Here is a 20,107-nt window from a genome sequence, read left to right on the forward strand (position 1 = left end):
CACTTCTAAAAAACACCAAATACACATATGTCTGAAGACCAAAAAAAACAACTAGAATCCCAATTATGGGGTATCGCAAACTTACTGAGAGGAAAAATTAGTGCCGACGATTACCGCGACTATATTCTAGGTTTTATCTTTTACAAGTACCTAAGCGAAAAGCAATATATATACGCCAACGGATTACTCCAAGGCGAAGAAGTAGAAGACTACAAAAAAGTAAGTGACCCCGAAACACTCGATGCCATTAAAGAAGAATCCCTATTAAAACTAGGCTACTTCTTATTACCGCAAGAGCTGTTCTCTGAACTAGCTGCAAAAGGAAACGCCGACACAGAAAGTGAGAGCAACTACATTATAGAAGACTTACAAGCCGTTATGAACCACATTGAGCAAAGCACAATGGGTACAGAATCCGAAGACGATTTTACGGCTTTATTCGAAGACTTAGACCTTACATCAACTAAAATAGGACGCACCGTTGGTGCACGTAACGAGGTAATCGTAAAAATACTAAACCACCTCAATCAAATCGACTTCAAACTCGAAGAACTCGACTCCGATGTACTAGGTGATGCCTACGAATACCTAATTGGTAAATTTGCTGCAGGAGCAGGCAAATCAGCAGGCGAGTTTTACACACCACAACAAGTAAGTAAAATACTAGCCAAGTTAGTAACCGTTGGCAAAACCAAATTAAAATCGGTGTACGACCCAACCTGCGGTTCAGGCTCTTTGTTATTGCGTGTAGCCAAAGAAGTAAAAGACATAAGCGAGTTTTATGGGCAAGAGCTCAACCGCACTACCTATAACCTGGCACGTATGAATATGATACTACACGATGTACACTTTCGTGAGTTCGACATACAGCAAGAAGACACACTAGAAAACCCACAACACCTCGACAAACGCTTCGAAGCTGTGGTAGCCAATCCGCCTTTCTCAGCTCATTGGAAAAGCGATGCCAACCCTTTAAATAGTACCGACGAGCGTTTTAGCCAGTACGGTAAACTAGCACCAAAAACAAAAGCCGATTATGCCTTTGTGCAACACATGATTCACCAATTGGCCGACAACGGAACCATGGCAACCGTACTACCACATGGTGTACTATTCCGTGGTGCTGCCGAAGGAGTAATACGTAAATACCTAATAGAAGACCGCAACTACCTCGATGCAGTTATTGGCTTACCTGCTAATATCTTTTATGGTACCAGTATTCCTACCTGCATTATGGTATTTAAAAAATGCCGACAAAAAGACGATAATGTACTGTTTATTGATGCCAGTGGCGATAATCACTTTATTAAAAACGGAAACCAAAACGAACTACGCGATAGCGATGTAGAAGAAATTATAAACACCTACCAAGCACGCGAAACCAAAGACAAATATTCTTACGTAGCAACGCTTGCCGAAATAGCCGAAAACGACTACAACCTGAACATACCACGTTATGTAGATACCTTCGAAGAAGAAGAAAAAATAAAACTCGATGAGGTAGCCACCAACCTAAGTACAATTGATGATGAACTTGATGCTGTAAACAACGAAATACTTGCTTTCTGCAACGAACTAAACATTGTTCCACCTTTTAAAGTAAATAAAGATGGAAAATAAATTAGTCCCTGTATTGAGATTTCCTGAGTTTGATGGTGAGTGGGCGGAGAAAAAGCTGGGCAAAATCACTTCTTATGTCGATTATAGAGGACGTGCTCCAGAAAAATCGATAAAAGGAGTGTTCTTAGTTACTGCAAAAAATATCCGCAAAGGATTTATCGACTATGAGATATCCAAAGAATATGTTCCTTTAGACAACTACAATATTGTAATGAGCAAGGGAACACCTAAAAAAGGGGATGTGTTGTTTACAACTGAAGCGCCTCTAGGCAATGTCTGTCAGGTAGATAACGAGGATATTGCTTTGGCTCAAAGAGTTATTAAATTAAGAGGTAACGATTGTATTAATAATAATTACCTATTACATTATATGCTATGTCCAATCTATCAAAAACTGATAAATAGAATGGCTTTTGGAACAACTGTTCTTGGTATATCAGGTAAAGCATTAAGGAATACAGTAATTGTTTTCCCAACCCTCCATGAACAAACCCGCATAGCCTCTTTCCTTACAGCAGTAGACAAACGCATAAACCTACTGCAAAAAAAGAAAGCCCAACTAGAGCAGTACAAAAAAGGCATCATGCAAAAAATCTTCTCACAAGCCATCCGCTTTAATGATGAAGATGGAAAGCTTTTCCCAAATTGGGAAGAGAAAAAATTGGGGGAAGTAGGTACATTCTATTATGGGAAAAGTGCACCAAAACACTCATTAAGTGAAACTGCAGAAACTCCTTGTGTACGATATGGAGAGTTGTATACAAAGTACAATGGCATTATAGATAAAATATATTCATATACAGAAATACCTAAGAGTAATTTAAAATTCAGTAAAGGAGGAGAAATCTTAATTCCGCGTGTAGGAGAAGCTCCTATGGATTTTTGTAAGTGCAGTTGGCTACCTATAAAGGATGTCGCAATTGGCGAGATGATTTCTGTTTATAATACAGACCAACATCAGCCTTATGTTGTTGCTTATATTCGAGCTAAATTAAAGCATCAATTTGCACGTGTCGTAGAAGGAGGTAATGTTTCTAACTTATATTTTAGATACCTAGAAAAAGTCGCAATTAATTTACCATCTATTCCCGAACAACAAAAAATAGCCTCATTCTTATCCTCCATCGATAAACAAATTGATAATGTAGGCATGCAAATAAAAGCATCGCAGCAGTGGAAAAAAGGCTTATTACAAAAAATGTTTGTGTAATGATAAATAAGAAATATACTCTTTTGATTCTTTTAATATTTGGTGCAATAGCAATTATTGCAGCACCAATAGTATTAACTCAATGGAGCTCTTATTTCGATTTCTCCACAAATAATGCCAGCAATATTGGCGGTACAATAGGAGGTACAACCGCACCAATTATTGGTCTGATTAGCATCTTTTTAATCTATTTTACATACAGTGCCCAACAAAAAGCCACTCAAAATGCTGACGAAAAAAGAAATTACGACATCCTTTACACACTTTTAAAAGACACAAAGGAGCGTTTCTTTTCATTGTCTTACAAAAACATTGGCATATCAGGAGTTGAGTTGCAAGACTCAAAGCCAGTGCCAACTAAAGAAAAAAAAAGAACAGTTATTGGTAAACAAGCTTTAATATACTTTAAAAATGATATTATCATAAATGCGTCACACTATGAAGATAAATTACCTTTTCAAAAGTTCACAGCAGCTCTAAACAAAAGCTATCGTAATGAAATAACTGAGGTATTAGATAGTTTGCTTTTAATCGAAAAAAAAGCAAATGACTATAACATGTCACATGATGAAAAAGACTTATTATTATCTGCTTTAAACCTCTTTTATGAAAAAGTGCTTAAAAACCAACTTTCATCAATTAACCAATCGATAAAAAGCATCGATAAAATTGAATTCAGAGGTATAAAGTTATCAGATGCTACCGAGCAATTAATCAACCTAAAAGAAACTATTACAAAAACCATAGAAACCTTTGCTTAATGACATCACAACCCGAACAAATACTAGAAAACAACCTTGTTGAGCAACTGATTAAGTTAGGCTATAAAAATGTAGTTATTAAAGATGAGGATGACCTATTAGCAAACCTAAAAGCGCAGTTAGAAATTCACAATAAAGTCTCGCTTTCTTCGCACGACTTTAAGCAAATTCTTAACTTCATCAACAAAGGCAATATATTCGAACGTGCCAAAATACTGCGCGACCGCGTACCCTATACCAACGATAAAGGAGAACAAAAAACCATTGAGCTAATCAATCAAATTCATTGGTGTAAAAATCAATTCCAAGTAACCCAACAAGTAAGCATGGAGGGTTCGTACAAAAATCGCTACGATGTAACCATTCTTATCAACGGTTTGCCCTTAGTACAAATAGAACTCAAACGCCGTGGTTTAGAACTCAAAGAAGCATTCAACCAAACCAATCGTTACGAACGTCATTCCTATTGGGCAGGGCATGGCCTATTTCAGTTTATTCAAGTATTTATTATTAGCAATGGCGTAAACACAAAATACTATGCCAATAGTCCCTTAAAAGCACGCTCGTTTAAACAAACCTTTTATTGGAGCGATATCAATAACAAGCTCATTACACAACTATCTGAATTTACCGATATCTTTTTAGAGCCATGCCACATCTCTAAAATGATAACCAAGTACATTGTTGTTCACGAGTCCGATAAAATACTCATGGTGCTGCGCCCCTATCAATTCTATGCCGTCGAAGCAATTGTAGATAGAGTGCAAACCACCAAAAAGTTCGGTTATATTTGGCACACCACAGGATCAGGTAAAACACTTACATCATTTAAAACAGCACAAATACTAACCAATTTCCCCAAAGTACACAAGGTCGTTTTTGTGGTCGACCGCAAAGACCTCGATTACCAAACCACCAAAGAATTTAACGCCTTTAGTAAAGGCAGCATCGATGGCACCAACAATACCAATAGCCTGGTAAAACAAATGTCGGGCGATAACAAACTTATTGTAACCACCATTCAAAAACTAAATACCGCCATTAGTAAAAAACGGTATTTAAGTCAAATGGAAACACAGCAAGACAAACGTATTGTTTTTATATTCGATGAGTGCCACCGTTCACAGTTTGGTAAAACGCACGATGTCATAAAAAAATTCTTTACCAACTGTCAAATGTTCGGCTTTACAGGCACGCCAATATTCGAGCAAAATGCCGGTAAAAACGAATTCGGAAAGCGCACAACAAAAATGCTTTTCGATAAAATGCTTCATAAGTATGTTATTACCGATGCCATCCGAGATGAGAATGTACTAAAGTTCTCTGTCGAGTACATCCGAACCTTCAAAAAGAAAGACCACATTCTCGACATCGATGTAGATGCCATCGACAAAACAGAAGCCATGAATGCGCCCAAGCGCCTCAATAATATCACCGATTACATCATTGCAAACCATAACCGAAAAACCCACAACAAAGAATTCACAAGCATATTTGCAGTATCAAGCATCGATCCTGAAACAGGTTTTAGTCCAGTGGTAGAGTATTATAAACTATTCCATAAAAAGAAAGAAGAAGGACAACACAACCTTAAAGTAGCCACCATATTTTCATATCAAGCCAACGAAGACGATAAAGATGCCGTTGGCAATTTTGTAGATGATGAGTTTTTAACCGCTGCCGAACCTGCAGCCCAATACAATACCCAACACTCCCGAGATCACCTCGAAGAGTTCATTGGCCATTACAACAAACAATTCGGAACCAACTATACCACCAAAGACAGTAAAAGCTATTACAATTACTATAACGATGTAGCCAAGCGTGTAAAGCACAAACAAATCGATATACTACTAGTAGTAAATATGTTCTTAACAGGTTTCGATAGTAAAACACTAAATACACTATACGTCGATAAAAACCTCAAACACCATGGCTTAATACAAGCCTATTCTCGTACCAACCGCATATTAAACGAACTCAAATCGCAAGGTAACATTGTTTGCTTCCGAAATCTAAAAACAGCAACCGACGATGCCATTTCGCTATTCTCAAATATCAATGCCAAGGATGAAATCATCATGCAGCCTTACGAAGAATATGTCGAGAAGTTCAACCAGGCATTTATTAACCTATTGCAAATAGCACCAACTGTAAATAGCGTTAATAACCTAAAAGACGAAGAAAAGGAACTAGAATTCATAAAAGCCTTTCGTGAACTCATGCGCCTAAAAAATGTGCTCACTACATTCACAGAGTTTACCTTCAACGATCTATCAATGGAGGAACAAGGCTTCGAAGATTACAAAAGCAAGTACCTCGATTTATACGACAAAGCAAAAACCGCTCAACACAGCGAAAAAGTATCCATACTCGACGATATCGATTTCGAACTCGAATTAATTCATCGCGACGAAATCAATGTAACTTATATCCTAAAACTATTAGCCAAACTAAAAGACGCCTCCGAAGAAGAACAAGAGAAACAGAAAAAATCAATACTAGAAGTCATGTCTGGCGATTCGCGCATGCGTAGCAAACGCGAATTAATAGAACGATTCATCCAAGAGAACCTTCCAAACATCGAAGATTCCGACGACATACAAGAAGAATTCGAAAACTATTGGAGTAAAGAACGACTCTTAGCCGTAGAAAAACTAAGTCAAGAAGAAAATCTCGATGCAGAACGCCTGCAAGAAGTAATCGGAAACTATATGTTCACCGAAAAAAAACCACTTCGCGACGATATCATTGGCATGATGAACAAACGACCATCACTCAAAGAACGCAAAACAGTAGCCGAAAGAGTAAGCGATAAAATCCTCTCCTTCGTCGAAACATTTATAAACGGAATCACAAGACCGTAACTGGTCTTTGCTAGCCCATAAAAGGGATATTATTTATTATTAGCTCTTTTAGGGCTTGTTGGTTCTCCTTTTGTATTATTAATAGTATTTACACTATCGATAGCAACAGCGGCTTGTTGTTCCTTAATGCTAATATTATTAATTAAATATGTGCTTTTTTCTTCTTGCCCTACATCTTCCTTCCGGTAATCTTTATTTACTTTTCTTGAATCGCAATCTGATTGAGGCTCTAACTTAGCACTAACAAAATAAGTTCCAGATAATAGAGCAATTAGTAAAGCAATACCAAACCTGCGCACAAATTTATTTGGCGCACTATTCCATTCATATTCTCCAGCTTTTAATTGACTAAAAGTACCATATACAGCAAAAAAGATATAAAATATAAACGCATAATAACTTAAGTATAAAACACCCTCAGCAACTGATTGGATGTTAGATACAATATTAGAACCTCCAACAACAATTGCTGTAACGGCTAGGAATATAGCAATTAAGCCTTGCATGTTTTTTTGGTCCTTTTCAATTTCTCTTTTGGAGTTATCCAATAGCATTTTCGTACTATTCTTAAACTTCTTTACACCTTCTTTTGTTTTTGCTGCTGCTTGGAGATACGTAAGCCTATGCTCGTTTAATGACTTTAGAGTGATTGTTTGATGTGAAAGTTTATCGATATTATCATAAACCGTCTCATAATCTATTGGCAAAACAAAAGAAGACATAACATATACCTGTATACTATCATGTGAAAAAATACTTTCGGAATATGGCAGTTGGTATCTGTAATAATAATTTGACTTACACCACTTCAATCTGTACTTAATTTGTATATCTAGTAGTTCATTCTGTATATTCTGTATTAATTTATTGTTATTGTCATACTCTTCTTTAATTGCATCAATTCTTATTTTTTTCTCACCTTCATACCCATATCCTTCTCCTATTAACCTAGTTTCAAGATACTCATTAATCGCTTGACTAAGTTTGTAAAAAGGGTAGAAATTCTGTATATAAGAATGATCTAATGGAAATTGGGCTTTCAAACTCTCATATTGCACACTAAAGTATTGATAACCGTATATTTCCTTGTCAGAAAGTAATTTGATGTCAAAATAGCTGTTATGCAAAAAATTTGATCTCAACAGGGCACCATATTCTTCAAAAGACTTAGGGTGTTTAGTTGTTTCAACTTTATTTTCAATAGATATTTTTTCTGCTCGACCTAGAAATTCTTGTTGGCGAGTTCTTAGGCTTGTATAGTGGGTGATCCATTTAGGGTATTTACTTTCTACTAATGGGTCAGTAGTCTCAAAAAGGTCAAATAATCCAATCTTTTCATTATTTATAAGAACACAATAATTATCTAATAGTCTAAAATCATCACTTTGGGGTTTAAAATGATCAAATTGCTTATTTAATCTAAAATATTCACCATCAAGCCCAATAGAAAAGTTAAGCTCATGACTTTTCCTTCTCTTTTCCAATGTAATGATGTATTTTCGGATTAGGAAATTACATTTTTCAAGAGCTGCATCTTTAATCTTTTTGGCTTCTTTTTTAGAAGGTTTAAAGTTTAGTTTGATTATCTTTTTTCTAACTTGTATAAGTTCAATCAAACATTCCTCAGCATCTTTTAAATCATTATTAAGGTTCGTTGTGAATTTTTGTTTAGCATCTCTTTTGAGTAAATCATGTATGTAGTAAAATAGCCGCTCATATTGATCTATTCCAGTTTTATATGACGAATCTACACGCTTACTTAAATTTACTTTTGTTTCATCAGCTAAATCAAACAAAATAATATCACGTCCTATATGATTTAGGTTCATGATATGCTTAGCTAACCTTTTATAACAAGTAAGTATATCAAGAAGTATTTCTTTATATGGCTCTACTCTATCTTCTAATAATCCTAGCAATTCAACACCAACTTTTGGAGATATTGGACTTACAGAGTGTCCAATATTCTGTATTGCTTTACTAACCTTTTCTGGTTCAGAAATTAAATCAGCAGCCTGTTCAATTTTTTGGATATTTTCCTTAAATGCATCAAAGTCAACAATAAACTCACCTACCAAGATAGATTTACATAATGATAGAATTAATTCTTCGAACGATTTATCAAAGTATGTTCGTAGTTCTGTTTCAATCTGAAATTTTATATCTTCCTTTTGAGTTTCATCATTACCTTTTTTGCAACATGTAGTCGTTTCAACAGTGGCATCATCAGTTTCGGGTATTTCTTCGGATTCAATCTTTTGTTTCGCTTCGTCGGTCTTACTGTTACAATCAGACTTAATAGAATATAACTTAATTAGCTTCTCTGATAAAGATTCAATTTTTACTGTTATCTCATCATTATCATCACTAAGTTTGTCTATTAGTATTGTTACTGTAAGCAAATGCTCCATCAAAATATAAGTTAAGTAGGTTGTCAGTAGTGTCCTTTAATTATTAATTGAGCATATCAACATCAATAATCTTTTCATCTTCTTTAATCATATCCTTACTCATTGGATAAGAATATCGTCCTAATCGTTTACCTCTCTGATAGGCCATTCTCCAACTATCCCACAAATGACTCAATTCAACCAATACTCCTGCAGATTCAAGAACCAAATCAGGTTGGGTATCCTTTAGAGTCTTAATGGACTCATCTACACTAGCTCTAATCACTTCATCAATATCATTAAAAAGATCAACAGTAAGCTCTATTTCGCTAACAACCTTGCAAGTACTTCTAGTCAAATTAAAGATAGCTTCTGTGGTATCAGAGTTATAAATATCAGATTCCACAGGGCCATATGGTAAAGCATGAAAATTATCGAATGTATCTAGTAAGCTACTATCGTTCTCAGAGTTTATTGCACAAACAAAGAAATGTAGTTTAAATACCTTAAGTAATGATAGGTCATTATTATTAATATCTTGACCATCTTTTGATGCATACCATTCCCTTAGTTTAAATACGATATATTCAAATATGTGGTGCTTAGTGTTGTTCATGATATTTTATTTCAGTAGTTTATTGCCATACTTTACAAAAAAGCAAATACGAAATTAGATAAATATTATATATATCCAATATTATTACTCGATACTAGTGTGTATGTATTTATAATATAATCAAAATTAATTAGATTACGATTATACGAATAACAATATTATAAAGAGATACTTAATTTATAACACAAAAGCATGTGTAAAGGTTATAAGGTGTTCGTCATCCTTCGTCAGCAAAAGATCACGCCAGGCTATCGCAGCATTATTCTATAAGGTCTATAATTAAGGCACTATAATAACGCTGCTCACTAAAGTTCTAAGCCACGTTTCAAGCATGCTAATACCATTCTTCAAAACTGAGCCTATAAGCCTGTCATGCCTTTTGCGTTCCAACAGTCTTCCTCACGGTAGCTCTCCTTGTATTTTTAGTACATTAAATGCTACGTTGCTCTACGCACTCAATAAACTAAAAATCCAATCGCTACTAATATTAGGCTCGCCTGCGGGTCGCTGCAGGCTGCAGCTATTATATCTATTTGCTTCCGCTGCGCTCTAGCCATTAAATCGGTAGCCTTGTGTTTTGAAAAAAAACATATGCCAGTTTCCATTCCCTTTGGTCATTCTCAAACTGCCACCCTTGCTCCACTCGCAGGCGGCTCGACGCACAATTCCACCGCAAACCATTTCGTTGCACTTCATTATCTGCGCTTCCATCCCACCGCTAGCTCAAGGCTGTATAACCAAACTGTTACTTTTCAACAAACAAATATTCAAGCAGTAAACCCTAAATTAAAAACATCTATTTCAACCCGAAACACTATTATTTACAAACGTCTAAATTGATCGCAACGTCAAATCTAAGCAACAGGTCTGAAAGCAGCCAAAAGACTACGGCATAAAACCGCTTCGCTATTTATTCCGTTTCCTTTTGTCTGGTTCAGCCCTTATTCTTTTTGGATGCCTAAGCGGTCAATTAAGCCTCCTTCTACACTTTACACTACCATGCAGCCCTTTTAGTAATTGAATGCAAATAAAAGCATAAGAATCGATAATTCTTTCAGTACGAAACCGATAACATATATTCTTAAAAACTCAAGGACAAAGCCCTATCAAGTCCGTGCCAAGTCCGAGTTCTCTAATTGTTGTATCACATAAATATTTAAAAGATGGGTAAAATTAATCAAGGTATTTTAGGAGGTTTCAGCGGTAAGGTAGGAAACGTTATCGGTGGTAACTGGAAGGGTATTGATTACATGAGGGTAAAACCTGCAAGTGTAGCAAATCCACAAACTGAAGGTCAAGTTGACCAACGATCTAAATTCTCAACTGTATTGAGATTCTTACAACCAATGAAAGACTTCGTTAAAGTTGGTTATAAAGGTTATGCCAATAAAATGACAGAGTTTAATAGTGCAATGTCGTATAATCTTAAAAATGCAATTACGGGTGCTTATCCCGATTTTACAATCGACTATGCTAGTGCATTAATCAGTCGAGGGAGTTTAGCAGGAGTATTAAATGGTGTTGTTGATTCTGCAAGTGCAGGAAATGTTTCCTTTACTTGGTCTGATAATTCAACAGATGGAAATGCTCAAGCCACAGATAAAGCGATGTTATTGGTATTTAATGCCATAAAAAACGAATGTATATTTATAACTGATGGAGAATTGCGAAGCTTAGGGGCTCAAACATTAACAGTACCGGATAATTATTCTGGAGATCAAGTGGAATGTTTTATTGCATTTATTAGTGAAGATGGCACTTCTGTTTCTAACAGTAAATATATTGGAGCTGTAACTGTAGCTTAAAAATACTAAGGCCAATTTATATTAAAAACCTGTTGCATTTATGTGGCAGGTTTTATTTTTACTTGCTATTTATTAGCCTATTTGTATGTATCCTGTATGTATCAAAATAAAAAAGCAGTTACAACCTAATGTAACTGCTTGATTTCCAGTGGGCCCACCTGGGCTCGAACCAGGGACCACCTGATTATGAGTCAGGTGCTCTAACCAACTGAGCTATGAGCCCGCAACTGATACAAAGTGTTTTTGTATATTGCGGTTGCAAAAATAGTAAGTATTCGCTAACTAACAAATACATTGTAGAAAAATTATGAGTAAATATTCTCACATTAAAAATTTAATCTTCGACCTAGGTAATGTCGTTGTCGATATTAACCTGGATATCACCACCAAACGATTTAAACATATGGGGTGGCAGGGTAAAGAAAATTTTTTAGATAAATATCAACAAGCCTCATTTTTCGGGGATTTTGAAAAAGGAAAGATTAATTCTGATGAATTTATTAATGAAATAAAGGGATTAACCACCAAAAATAATTCCTCAGAAGAAATTACAGATGCCTGGAATGCCTTAATTCTGGATTATAAACAAGAACGTATTGAATGTATTTTAAAACTTAAGGAGAAATACAATATATATTTACTGAGCAATACCAATCCTCTGCACATTAGTGCCTGCGAAAATTTAGTTCCCATAGCTGGTTCTCTCAATAATTTATTTGATAAGTTATATTATTCGCACGAAATGAAAATGCATAAACCCAATGCTGAAATATATACCAGCCTAATTGAAGATTCGAATATTTTAGCTGAAGAAACCTTGTTTTTAGATGATTCTGAACTCAATATCACATCAGCAAAAAAATTAGGTATTGATGGATGGCACATTGATGATTCTGATGCTTGGGTAGCAAAGGCCACAAAACATCTATTATAACTGCATTTTTAAATAAAGCAATGGGGTAAAGGGTATTGATTCTGAATTTGTAAATATAGTACTCAATTGGTTGTAAGGAATTCTCTCAAAACTTGAATATTTGGTATTATCTGTATCAAATACGTTAAGTATTGAGAGACCCAACTCTGTATCTAACTTTGAGATATTAAATTTATAGATCAAGGATATATCAAATCGATTATAAGGTGTTTCGGTATATTCTGGATTGGAGAAGCTTGTATAATATGGCAGACCACTACCATAAACATAATTACCTGACATATAGAAATCACGGATACTAAACAATCCAGCTAATTTTAATTCATGGCGCTGGTCTTGTGGTGCTCTTCGGTATTCTTCATCTCTAAAATAAGAAAACAATTCTTCTGTTTTCCCTAAAGAATAACTAGCCCAAATATTATGCTTCTTAAATTCCTTCTTCACTAAAAAATCAATACCATAACTCCTGCTCTTACCAATAAAAACATCATCTAACTTTCGTGTTTTTACATATCGCGTTTGTCCTTCGTTTTTCTTATAAAAAGATTCCATACTGGCGGTAAATCCTTTGTGTGAGTATGTAATACCAGCTACAGTATGATTTGAAAGCATCACAGGAATAGTACTATTATCCGAAATAACCCAAGAGTATTTGTAACTACCATCATCGTCAACCACCGAACTTTTTACCAAAAACTGATGGTATTTGCCAATGGCAAAATTTAGCTTTATTCGAGAGTTAGCTTTGTAATGAAGTGATGCGCGCGGATCGCAATATATTTTATTGACATTTGAGGAATAGTTAAAGCGTAAGCCAGCCTTAAGTTCCAAGCGAGCACCTAGCTTGATTGCATCCTGAATAAAACCATTAAAGCGAAGGTCTTGTTCTTCATACTTAAATAAATTATAGCTGAAAGAATCTTCTTGTAAAACAACCCGATTTTCAATCAAGGCTAGTCCGGTTTGAATATTATGCACCTTACTTATTAAGAAGTTATGGCTAGACCGCAATTCTAATTCTGATACATTGTCTATGTTCGAGTCATCTCTTCTTGGGTTTGTTACATCCTTTCTAAATATATATGCACCTCTTACTTTATCTACATCAGAATTAAGACTTGAATAACTTAGTTTAATATCTGATGAGTTACCATTTTTCCATGTCTTCCCATAAAAGATGGTTCCTCCATTCTGTTTATTATCCTCCTGCGAATTTTCTTTTATTTCAGATTTCTCTCTTTCTTGATTCAAAAAATAGGAGAAGTTATCTTTTGCGGTTAACAAACTCACAAAAAACAAATCTTTATTATCTCCCTGCAAGGTATACTTTAAATTGATATCGTAGAATTGATAATCGGGCTTAACATCTAGTGGATAAACATTTTCAGGATTAGAATTATAGCGCTCTACAAATCGGATACTATTAGCATCAATCAAGTTTTTATAGGATTGGCGATAGGCAAGCATCATAGATGACTTTTTAAAAATAGGAACCTCAACCATTGCATTAAGCGTTTGATTGTTCACAAAAAGATTGGCTCCAGCCTTTTCTTGATTACCATTGGATCCGATAATGTTTACGATGCCTCCGCTCATATCGCCATGCTGAACATCATAACCTCCCTTCATCACTTCAATATTTTTGGCCAGATATGGATTTACCGTGCTAATATTATCGCTTACGGTACGTAAACCCCAAATGGTAAATCCATCAAAAATAACGCGACTGGTTCCCTCTGCACTTCCCCAAATAACTAAATCATTTGATTGTTCTCCTGCCGCAAGTATCCCGGGCTGTAATCGTAAAAGATTAAATACAGAATTATCGCCATTACCAGGTAAATATTTGGCAATATAATGATTCAACTTTGTTAGGCCAGACTGTTCTCCAAGCTGATAACTTGTATTAACTTTACTTTGCTGAATAGTAATTTCTTTTAATCCAATACTAGCAGGAGTGAGGTATAGAAGATGTTTAGTATCTGAAGTAACTGTAGTATCAAGCATATAACACCCCAGATGAGATGCTGAAATTTTAAAAATACTATCCTCAGATTCAGGAAGTACAAAAACCCCCTTAACATCAGTAACGGTATTGTAATTGTTTATCAATACATGTGAAAAGGGGAGAGGGTTGCCGCTTCCCTTTTCCAATAATTGACCAGAACAAGAGTAGACTTTCTTAGGCGTTTTTACTTCGAAGGGGTATATAACGAAAACCTCCCCACTCTTTTCGTATTTAAGGGGAAGGTTTTCTATTAATCTAGAAACAAGTTGATCGCTTGAGTTAAACTCAGCATTTATGGTAATATCGAACTGCGATAATAAGTTATCATCAAATGAAAATTGTAATTGATCACGTTCTCTTAATTCAATTAAAACTTGATTTAAAGGCTTCTTTTCACAATTAACAGTATAAGATTGCGCAATAGCATTACTACAGTACAAAGTTGATAATAGTACAGTAATAAGAATATATTTATTCAGGCATTTTTGTTTCAGTAACAACAAATCCATTTAGTGTTTTTTCAAAACTTAGACCAAGGGGCAAACAAACCATTTTAACAACTTCTTCTACTGATCTGTTTCGCTTAAAGTTACCACTATAAAGTTTATTTAGCTTAGCTGTTACAACAATTTTAGTATTATACTGGCGTTCAATTTCTTCAAAAACATATTTTATCGGTGTACTTGTAAAAATGAACATATCGTTCATCCACATTATTTCATTATCAACATTTTTTACTTTACGTAAAGCTATAGATCCATCCTTATTTATTTCAGCAGATTCGTTAGGTACAATATCGGTTATGTGTCCGTTGTAAACCGATACAACCCTAACTTTACCAGTGTAACAGGTTACCTTATATTGCTCTGATCGGGCAAAAACATTAAAGCTGGTACCTAAAACAATGGTACGTCCACGGGATGATTCAACTGTAAAAGATTTCCCTTTCTTTACTTTAAAAAAGGCCTCACCATCTAATTGTAATTTACGGTCTATTCTCCACCACAAAGGTTTATACGAAATTTTAGATACTGCATTCAGCTCTACTATTGAGCCATCGGGCAAAGTTGCTGACATATGCTCAGAGGCCTTTGTAATTACCGATTTAGTATATAAATATGAAAAACTAGTAACTGATAACAACATTACAATTGCTGCCGCAGCACTCATTTTAATCCATGCTAGTTTTACTACTTTACCTTTTTTCTTTTCTATTTCTTTTTGAGGAGTATCTACTTCAAGAGAAAGCATATCTGATAACTCACTCCATACCTCAGCCTCCGATTTCGAAAACGAAACCTCTATCTCAGGAAAAGAATTAGCTCCTTTCTTAAGATCTTTTGAGTTGTTATGTGATTTATCTTTCTTCATGTTACTAATATCGCTTCTCTTAAAAACTGAAGAGCATTTTTCATGCGCTTCTCAACTGCTTTTACACTTAATTCTAATCGTTCGGCTATTTCATAATATTTAAGCTCTTCCATCCTGCTTAAGAGGAATACTTCTCTTTGTTTATCGGGGAGTTTCTTTAATGCCGTTTCGTATTTCTGATTTAGCTCTTTATACTCAAGCTCATCTTCGGGCGATTGGTAAGTATCTGGCGGTGGAGCTTTGGCGGCATAATTTGCTACTACCTTATCGTGTCTGTATTTGCTAATAAAAATATCGGAGGCCATTTTATAAAGCAAACCTATAATTTCTTTTGGTTTGGTGTTTGGCTTTTTTTCCCAAAGTTTTACAAAAACAGCTTGGGCAATATCGGTGGCCTCATCCTCAGAGGCGCCTTTATAAAAGATATACCTTCGTATTTCGGAAAAGTGCTCGTCAAATAATATTTTAAATTCGGCAGATGTCAAATCAATTTCAACTTTATCTATTTAAAAATAATTTACGAACCCAAAATTAATTGAGTCCGTAAATTTAACCGTTTTCACGGACTTCTATGATGATTTTTACTATTCCTCGGTTTCAAGCTCTGTTGATTCTTTTTTATCTCTTTTACGTTTTCCGATAGTTATTTCTTTCGATCCTTCCTCTGTAGTTATCACAGCAATGTTATCACATTCTCCATCGCCATAATTAATAGTTGCAAAAGTATCATCGCCTTTAGTAATATTAACCTCACCACTCACCACAAATCTACAATCGCCTTTTTTAACAAGTGGAGTAGTAATATCTCTTCTGTACGAGTTACCATCAGAATCTTCACAGTCAACCCATCCTGTTATTTCCATAACATCATCCGAATGATCGTCTGGTGTATCTAAACCTGTCGTCCAAGTTCTTGTTTTTTCAGCCGTACGGTTAATGGTTACACCTTCAGGTAATACAATTACTAGGTCACGAACTATAGTAACCACTTTGTCTTCCGTTTTCACGCCCGTAAAAGTTTTTACAGAAGTACCATTCATTATTACATCATCAACCGTAAAATCTTTATAGGTAATAGTGCGAGTGGCTCCATCTATAGTTCTTTTGTCGGAAATAACAATTTCTACAATACCACTAATAATTCTGCCATTCATCAACTCAGTACTTTCGCCGTAATCTAAAGTTACAGTTCTCGGGAAACCTCCATCTTCTGAAACAATAGTAAAGTTCGGACATTTTCCCCAACGATAACGATTTTTATGCTTGTACTTATACTCAGACTCTGCAGATTTTAACAACTCACTTGATGTTGCTTCAACAGTAAACGATTCCATTGAAGATTCGCTTCCTGAGAATAATTCAACCTCGTATTCTGCAGCTTCAACCACATCATCAACCGAGGCCTCTGTAGTTGCAACAGATTCTGAAGTAAGGCTTATATCTTCAGTACTTGAAATTAACTCAGGTAAAGAATCTACTTTATCTTTATTACATGATGATAATATCATTAATGCCGCAACAGTACCACTTAGTATCTTTTTCATAATTCAAAATTTATAGTTTATAACATGCTTACAATAGGATACCGTTTAAGCCGCGATTTACCCTACCAATTTAATTCACTTTTTTTAAATAAACTTAAAAACACAACCCTAACCAGCTATATAACAAAACTATACACAATTAAAGTTTTGGATATTTTTTCAGTGAATTGATGAATTACAAAAATGAAGACTATTCAATGTTTGTTCGATAATTTCGAATCTTAGAAATAATAATAGAATTCTAATAGAAAATGGATGGTGAGTAATTGAAAATAGAGTAACTACAGTTTGGTGCAAAAAAAAAAGAGACTCAAAATTAATTGAATCTCTTTTTTTGCTCCCTCTCTAGGACTTGAACCTAGGACCCCCTGATTAACAGTCAGGTGCTCTAACCAGCTGAGCTAAGAAGGAATGTTTCCTCTGGTATTTCCAATAAATGCTCCCTCTCTAGGACTTGAACCTAGGACCCCCTGATTAACAGTCAGGTGCTCTAACCAGCTGAGCTAAGAAGGAGTATGAACATTTATATTACTCTCGTTTGAGCAATGCTTTTTTCTAAATGCGCAGCAAAAGTAATAGCTTATTTGATATTATGCAATATCTTTGAGGAAAATTTTCAAAAAAAATACCAATAAAAATATAAACAACAGATTATGAGCAAGATATTAGGAATGGGTAATGCATTGGTTGATATACTCACTCGAATGGAAAACGATGAAATTCTTGAAAACCTTGAATTTCCTAAAGGAAGTATGCAATTAGTGGATGCAGATACGTCTGCAAAAATATTAGAACAAACTGCTAGTTTACCTAAAGAACAAGCTTCAGGTGGGTCGGCTGCCAACACCATACATGGATTATCAAACTTAGGTGTTAATACCGGATTTTTTGGTAAAATTGGTAAAGATGAAATGGGCGCCTTTTTTAAATCAGATATGAGTGCTAAAAATATTGAGCCTCTATTATTAGAAAGCGACATGGACTCTGGAAAAGCGGTTGCCTTAATTAGTCCGGATAGCGAACGAACTTTTGCTACCTATTTAGGTGCTGCCTGCGAATTAGCAGCTGATGAAATAACAGAGGACTTGTTTAAAGGCTACTCACACTTCCATATAGAGGGTTATTTAGTATATAACCAACCTTTGATAGAGAAAGCACTTCAAATGGCTAAAGAGTCTCGTTTAATCGTTTCATTAGACTTGGCTAGTTTCAACGTTGTTGAGGATAACTTGGCATTTTTAAAAGATATGGTTGCCAAATATGTTGACATTTTATTTGCCAACGAAGAAGAAGCCAAAGCTTTTACACAAAAAGAAAATCATGAAGCTGTTAACGCAATGGCTGAGGATTGTAATATTGCTATTCTAAAATTAGGGAAAGAGGGTTCTTTAATCCGCCAGTTTAACGAGACTGTACAAGTGGGTACTATTGATGCCAATAGCATTGACACAACGGGTGCAGGCGATTTATATGCAGCTGGTTTCTTATATGGCTTGGTTAACTATTTACCTTTGCAAAAGTGTGGAGAATTAGGCGCATTACTATCGGGTAAAGTTATTGAAGTAGTTGGACCAAAAATGGATGAAACACGTTGGAATACAATTAAAGCAGAGATGGATCGTATTTTAAACTAAGCTTACCATACTAATTAATGGGGTTCAATTAAAACTTATGAACTCTGATTATTATAAAACAAAAAAGGCTGCCCATATTGAGCAGCCTTTTGTATTTAAAAATATTAGTCTTACATTTTTGGGAAGGCATACCCTGTCCATGCAAAAGCGCTAACATCTGCACCTGTATTACTGTCAGAGATAGTTACTACTGCATCAGAAGTAATTTCAGAATCACCATCCTCACTAGTAGTTGAACGAGTAACATCATTACCAATGTAATCGATTCCTTTGAAGGTAATTTCAATGTTTGAATCGTTAGTAGCACCACCACGTTTATCAACTACATCAACTAAGTCTTTAACTTCACCTTTAATATTCCAAACTAAACAGTTTGTAATAGTAGCTTTGGCACCACGACGAATTTTAACAGCATCATGCATAAATGTTTTATCATCAACTTTAGATGCATTTACAACAATTGAAACATTTTTCATTTTAAAATCAGACTGATCAATATGGTCGTTACCTTTTCCATCAAGATTACCATCTGCTTCAATACCACGTGGATCTCCCTCATCAGTAAAGAAAGGCTCTTCCCAAATACCATAAGCATTATCTAAAGTACCTGTCCAACCTTGCGTAACATCAAACATATCATCTTGTGAGTTAACTACCAATAGGTTTTTAACATTTACCGAACCTCCAAACCACTCAACACCATCATCGGCACCTTCAGCAATATATAAGTTTTCAATTTTTGTTCCGTTACCTACACCGTTTAATGTTAAACCATTGTGCTCAGTTTCAGCATCAACTTTTGCACCAGTATGAAATAATTTAATATATGTAAGTACACCTGAGTTATCGGTATCATCATTACCACCATACTTAATGGTACCATCAATTTCGGTAGAACCTTGGTTTGAACCAGAAGCATCTGCACCAGAAACTTTGGCTTTACCATTAATGATTATACCACCCCAATAACCTGCTTTAGCATCTGCTGCTGCAGACATAAATGTAACTGGAGCCTCGGCTGTTCCTTCTGCAAAAATTTGTCCTCCTGTTTCTACTAATATATATTTATCAAAACCTATTTCTGCTTTAATTACGGTACCTGCTGGTATCATTAATTTACCACCATCTTTAATACTCAACGAACCCGATAAAGTATATTCGATACTTGCATCTAATTCTTTAACATCGGTGATATCACCTTTTAATTCATTGTCTTTTTTGTCGTCTTCTTTTTTATCATCTTCTTTATCACAAGCAACAAATAATGTTGATAAAATAGCGAATGCAAATAATAATTTTTTCATTTTATTCAATGTTTAATTTAATGGTTGTTGATTTAAATTATTG

General features: G+C 35.1%; 14 protein-coding genes and 3 tRNA genes. 7 read left to right on the forward strand and 10 right to left on the reverse strand.

All coding sequences use genetic code 11. The features are described 5' to 3' along the window. Positions 1 to 27 precede the first annotated feature (27 nt). The 4 genes from QMO11_RS04390 to QMO11_RS04405 are packed head-to-tail and all read left to right on the forward strand — an operon-like array spanning position 28 to position 6,458. A complete protein-coding gene (locus QMO11_RS04390) occupies positions 28 to 1,620 on the forward strand; it encodes a type I restriction-modification system subunit M (protein WP_282036196.1) in 1,593 nt (530 codons plus the stop codon). Continuing rightward, positions 1,610 to 2,830 carry a restriction endonuclease subunit S gene (locus QMO11_RS04395; RefSeq protein ID WP_282036197.1) on the forward strand — a complete coding sequence of 407 codons (1,221 nt, stop codon included), beginning with the start codon at positions 1,610 to 1,612 and terminating at the stop codon, positions 2,828 to 2,830. Before QMO11_RS04390 ends, QMO11_RS04395 begins: the two co-directional genes overlap by 11 nt. Next, positions 2,830 to 3,591: a hypothetical protein gene (locus QMO11_RS04400; RefSeq protein ID WP_282036198.1), complete on the forward strand. Its 762-nt coding sequence runs from the start codon at positions 2,830 to 2,832 to the stop codon at positions 3,589 to 3,591. Before QMO11_RS04395 ends, QMO11_RS04400 begins: the two co-directional genes overlap by 1 nt. After that, entirely contained in the window at positions 3,591 to 6,458 is a 2,868-nt protein-coding gene (locus QMO11_RS04405) for a type I restriction endonuclease subunit R (RefSeq protein WP_282036199.1), read from the forward strand. The genes QMO11_RS04400 and QMO11_RS04405 overlap by 1 nt, the downstream gene beginning before the upstream one ends. Before the next feature lie 29 nt (positions 6,459 to 6,487). Here the strand turns inward: QMO11_RS04405 and QMO11_RS04410 are convergent, their stop codons facing one another. After that, positions 6,488 to 8,869 (reverse strand): hypothetical protein, encoded by a 2,382-nt coding sequence (locus QMO11_RS04410; RefSeq protein WP_282036200.1) that lies wholly within the window; start codon positions 8,867 to 8,869, stop codon positions 6,488 to 6,490. A gap of 43 nt (positions 8,870 to 8,912) precedes the next feature. Beyond that, positions 8,913 to 9,464 (reverse strand): Panacea domain-containing protein, encoded by a 552-nt coding sequence (locus QMO11_RS04415; RefSeq protein WP_282036201.1) that lies wholly within the window; start codon positions 9,462 to 9,464, stop codon positions 8,913 to 8,915. A gap of 1,163 nt (positions 9,465 to 10,627) precedes the next feature. Here QMO11_RS04415 and QMO11_RS04420 point away from each other — a divergent pair. Then, positions 10,628 to 11,269, forward strand: coding sequence for a DUF6266 family protein (locus QMO11_RS04420; protein WP_282036202.1), 642 nt, complete (start codon positions 10,628 to 10,630; stop codon positions 11,267 to 11,269). Positions 11,270 to 11,418: 149 nt separating this feature from the next. Here QMO11_RS04420 and QMO11_RS04425 read toward each other — a convergent pair. Continuing rightward, a tRNA-Ile gene (locus tag QMO11_RS04425) sits at positions 11,419 to 11,492 on the reverse strand. Between the two features lie 84 nt (positions 11,493 to 11,576). Here QMO11_RS04425 and QMO11_RS04430 point away from each other — a divergent pair. Continuing rightward, complete coding sequence (locus QMO11_RS04430; protein ID WP_282036203.1) at positions 11,577 to 12,203, forward strand: HAD family hydrolase; 627 nt, start codon at positions 11,577 to 11,579, stop codon at positions 12,201 to 12,203. Here the strand turns inward: QMO11_RS04430 and QMO11_RS04435 are convergent. The 6 genes from QMO11_RS04435 to QMO11_RS04460 form a co-directional block, all read right to left on the reverse strand. Then, positions 12,198 to 14,720 (reverse strand): TonB-dependent receptor plug domain-containing protein, encoded by a 2,523-nt coding sequence (locus QMO11_RS04435; RefSeq protein WP_282036204.1) that lies wholly within the window; start codon positions 14,718 to 14,720, stop codon positions 12,198 to 12,200. The two genes, QMO11_RS04430 and QMO11_RS04435, sit on opposite strands and share 6 nt — an antisense overlap. Beyond that, positions 14,683 to 15,582 carry a FecR family protein gene (locus QMO11_RS04440; protein ID WP_282036205.1) on the reverse strand — a complete coding sequence of 300 codons (900 nt, stop codon included), beginning with the start codon at positions 15,580 to 15,582 and terminating at the stop codon, positions 14,683 to 14,685. The genes QMO11_RS04435 and QMO11_RS04440 overlap by 38 nt, the downstream gene beginning before the upstream one ends. Continuing rightward, complete coding sequence (locus QMO11_RS04445; protein WP_282036206.1) at positions 15,579 to 16,067, reverse strand: RNA polymerase sigma factor; 489 nt, start codon at positions 16,065 to 16,067, stop codon at positions 15,579 to 15,581. The genes QMO11_RS04440 and QMO11_RS04445 overlap by 4 nt, the downstream gene beginning before the upstream one ends. Positions 16,068 to 16,166: 99 nt before the next feature. Beyond that, a complete protein-coding gene (locus QMO11_RS04450) occupies positions 16,167 to 17,126 on the reverse strand; it encodes a hypothetical protein (protein WP_282036207.1) in 960 nt (319 codons plus the stop codon). Between the two features lie 337 nt (positions 17,127 to 17,463). Further along, positions 17,464 to 17,537 (reverse strand) — tRNA-Asn (locus QMO11_RS04455). Positions 17,538 to 17,565: 28 nt separating this feature from the next. Further along, positions 17,566 to 17,639 (reverse strand) — tRNA-Asn (locus tag QMO11_RS04460). Positions 17,640 to 17,779: 140 nt separating this feature from the next. On the opposite strand from QMO11_RS04460, the gene QMO11_RS04465 reads away from it, so the two are divergent. Continuing rightward, a complete protein-coding gene (locus QMO11_RS04465; protein ID WP_282036208.1) occupies positions 17,780 to 18,760 on the forward strand; it encodes an adenosine kinase in 981 nt (326 codons plus the stop codon). Between the two features lie 110 nt (positions 18,761 to 18,870). On the opposite strand, the gene QMO11_RS04470 is transcribed toward QMO11_RS04465, so the two are convergent. Then, the gene (locus tag QMO11_RS04470) at positions 18,871 to 20,064 is read right to left on the reverse strand and encodes a hypothetical protein (RefSeq protein ID WP_282036209.1); all 1,194 of its coding nucleotides are present in this window, start codon (positions 20,062 to 20,064) and stop codon (positions 18,871 to 18,873) included. Between the last annotated feature and the right edge of the window lie 43 nt (positions 20,065 to 20,107).

The organism is Saccharicrinis aurantiacus, from assembly GCF_947489045.1.
Taxonomy (GTDB): domain Bacteria; phylum Bacteroidota; class Bacteroidia; order Bacteroidales; family Marinilabiliaceae; genus Saccharicrinis; species Saccharicrinis aurantiacus.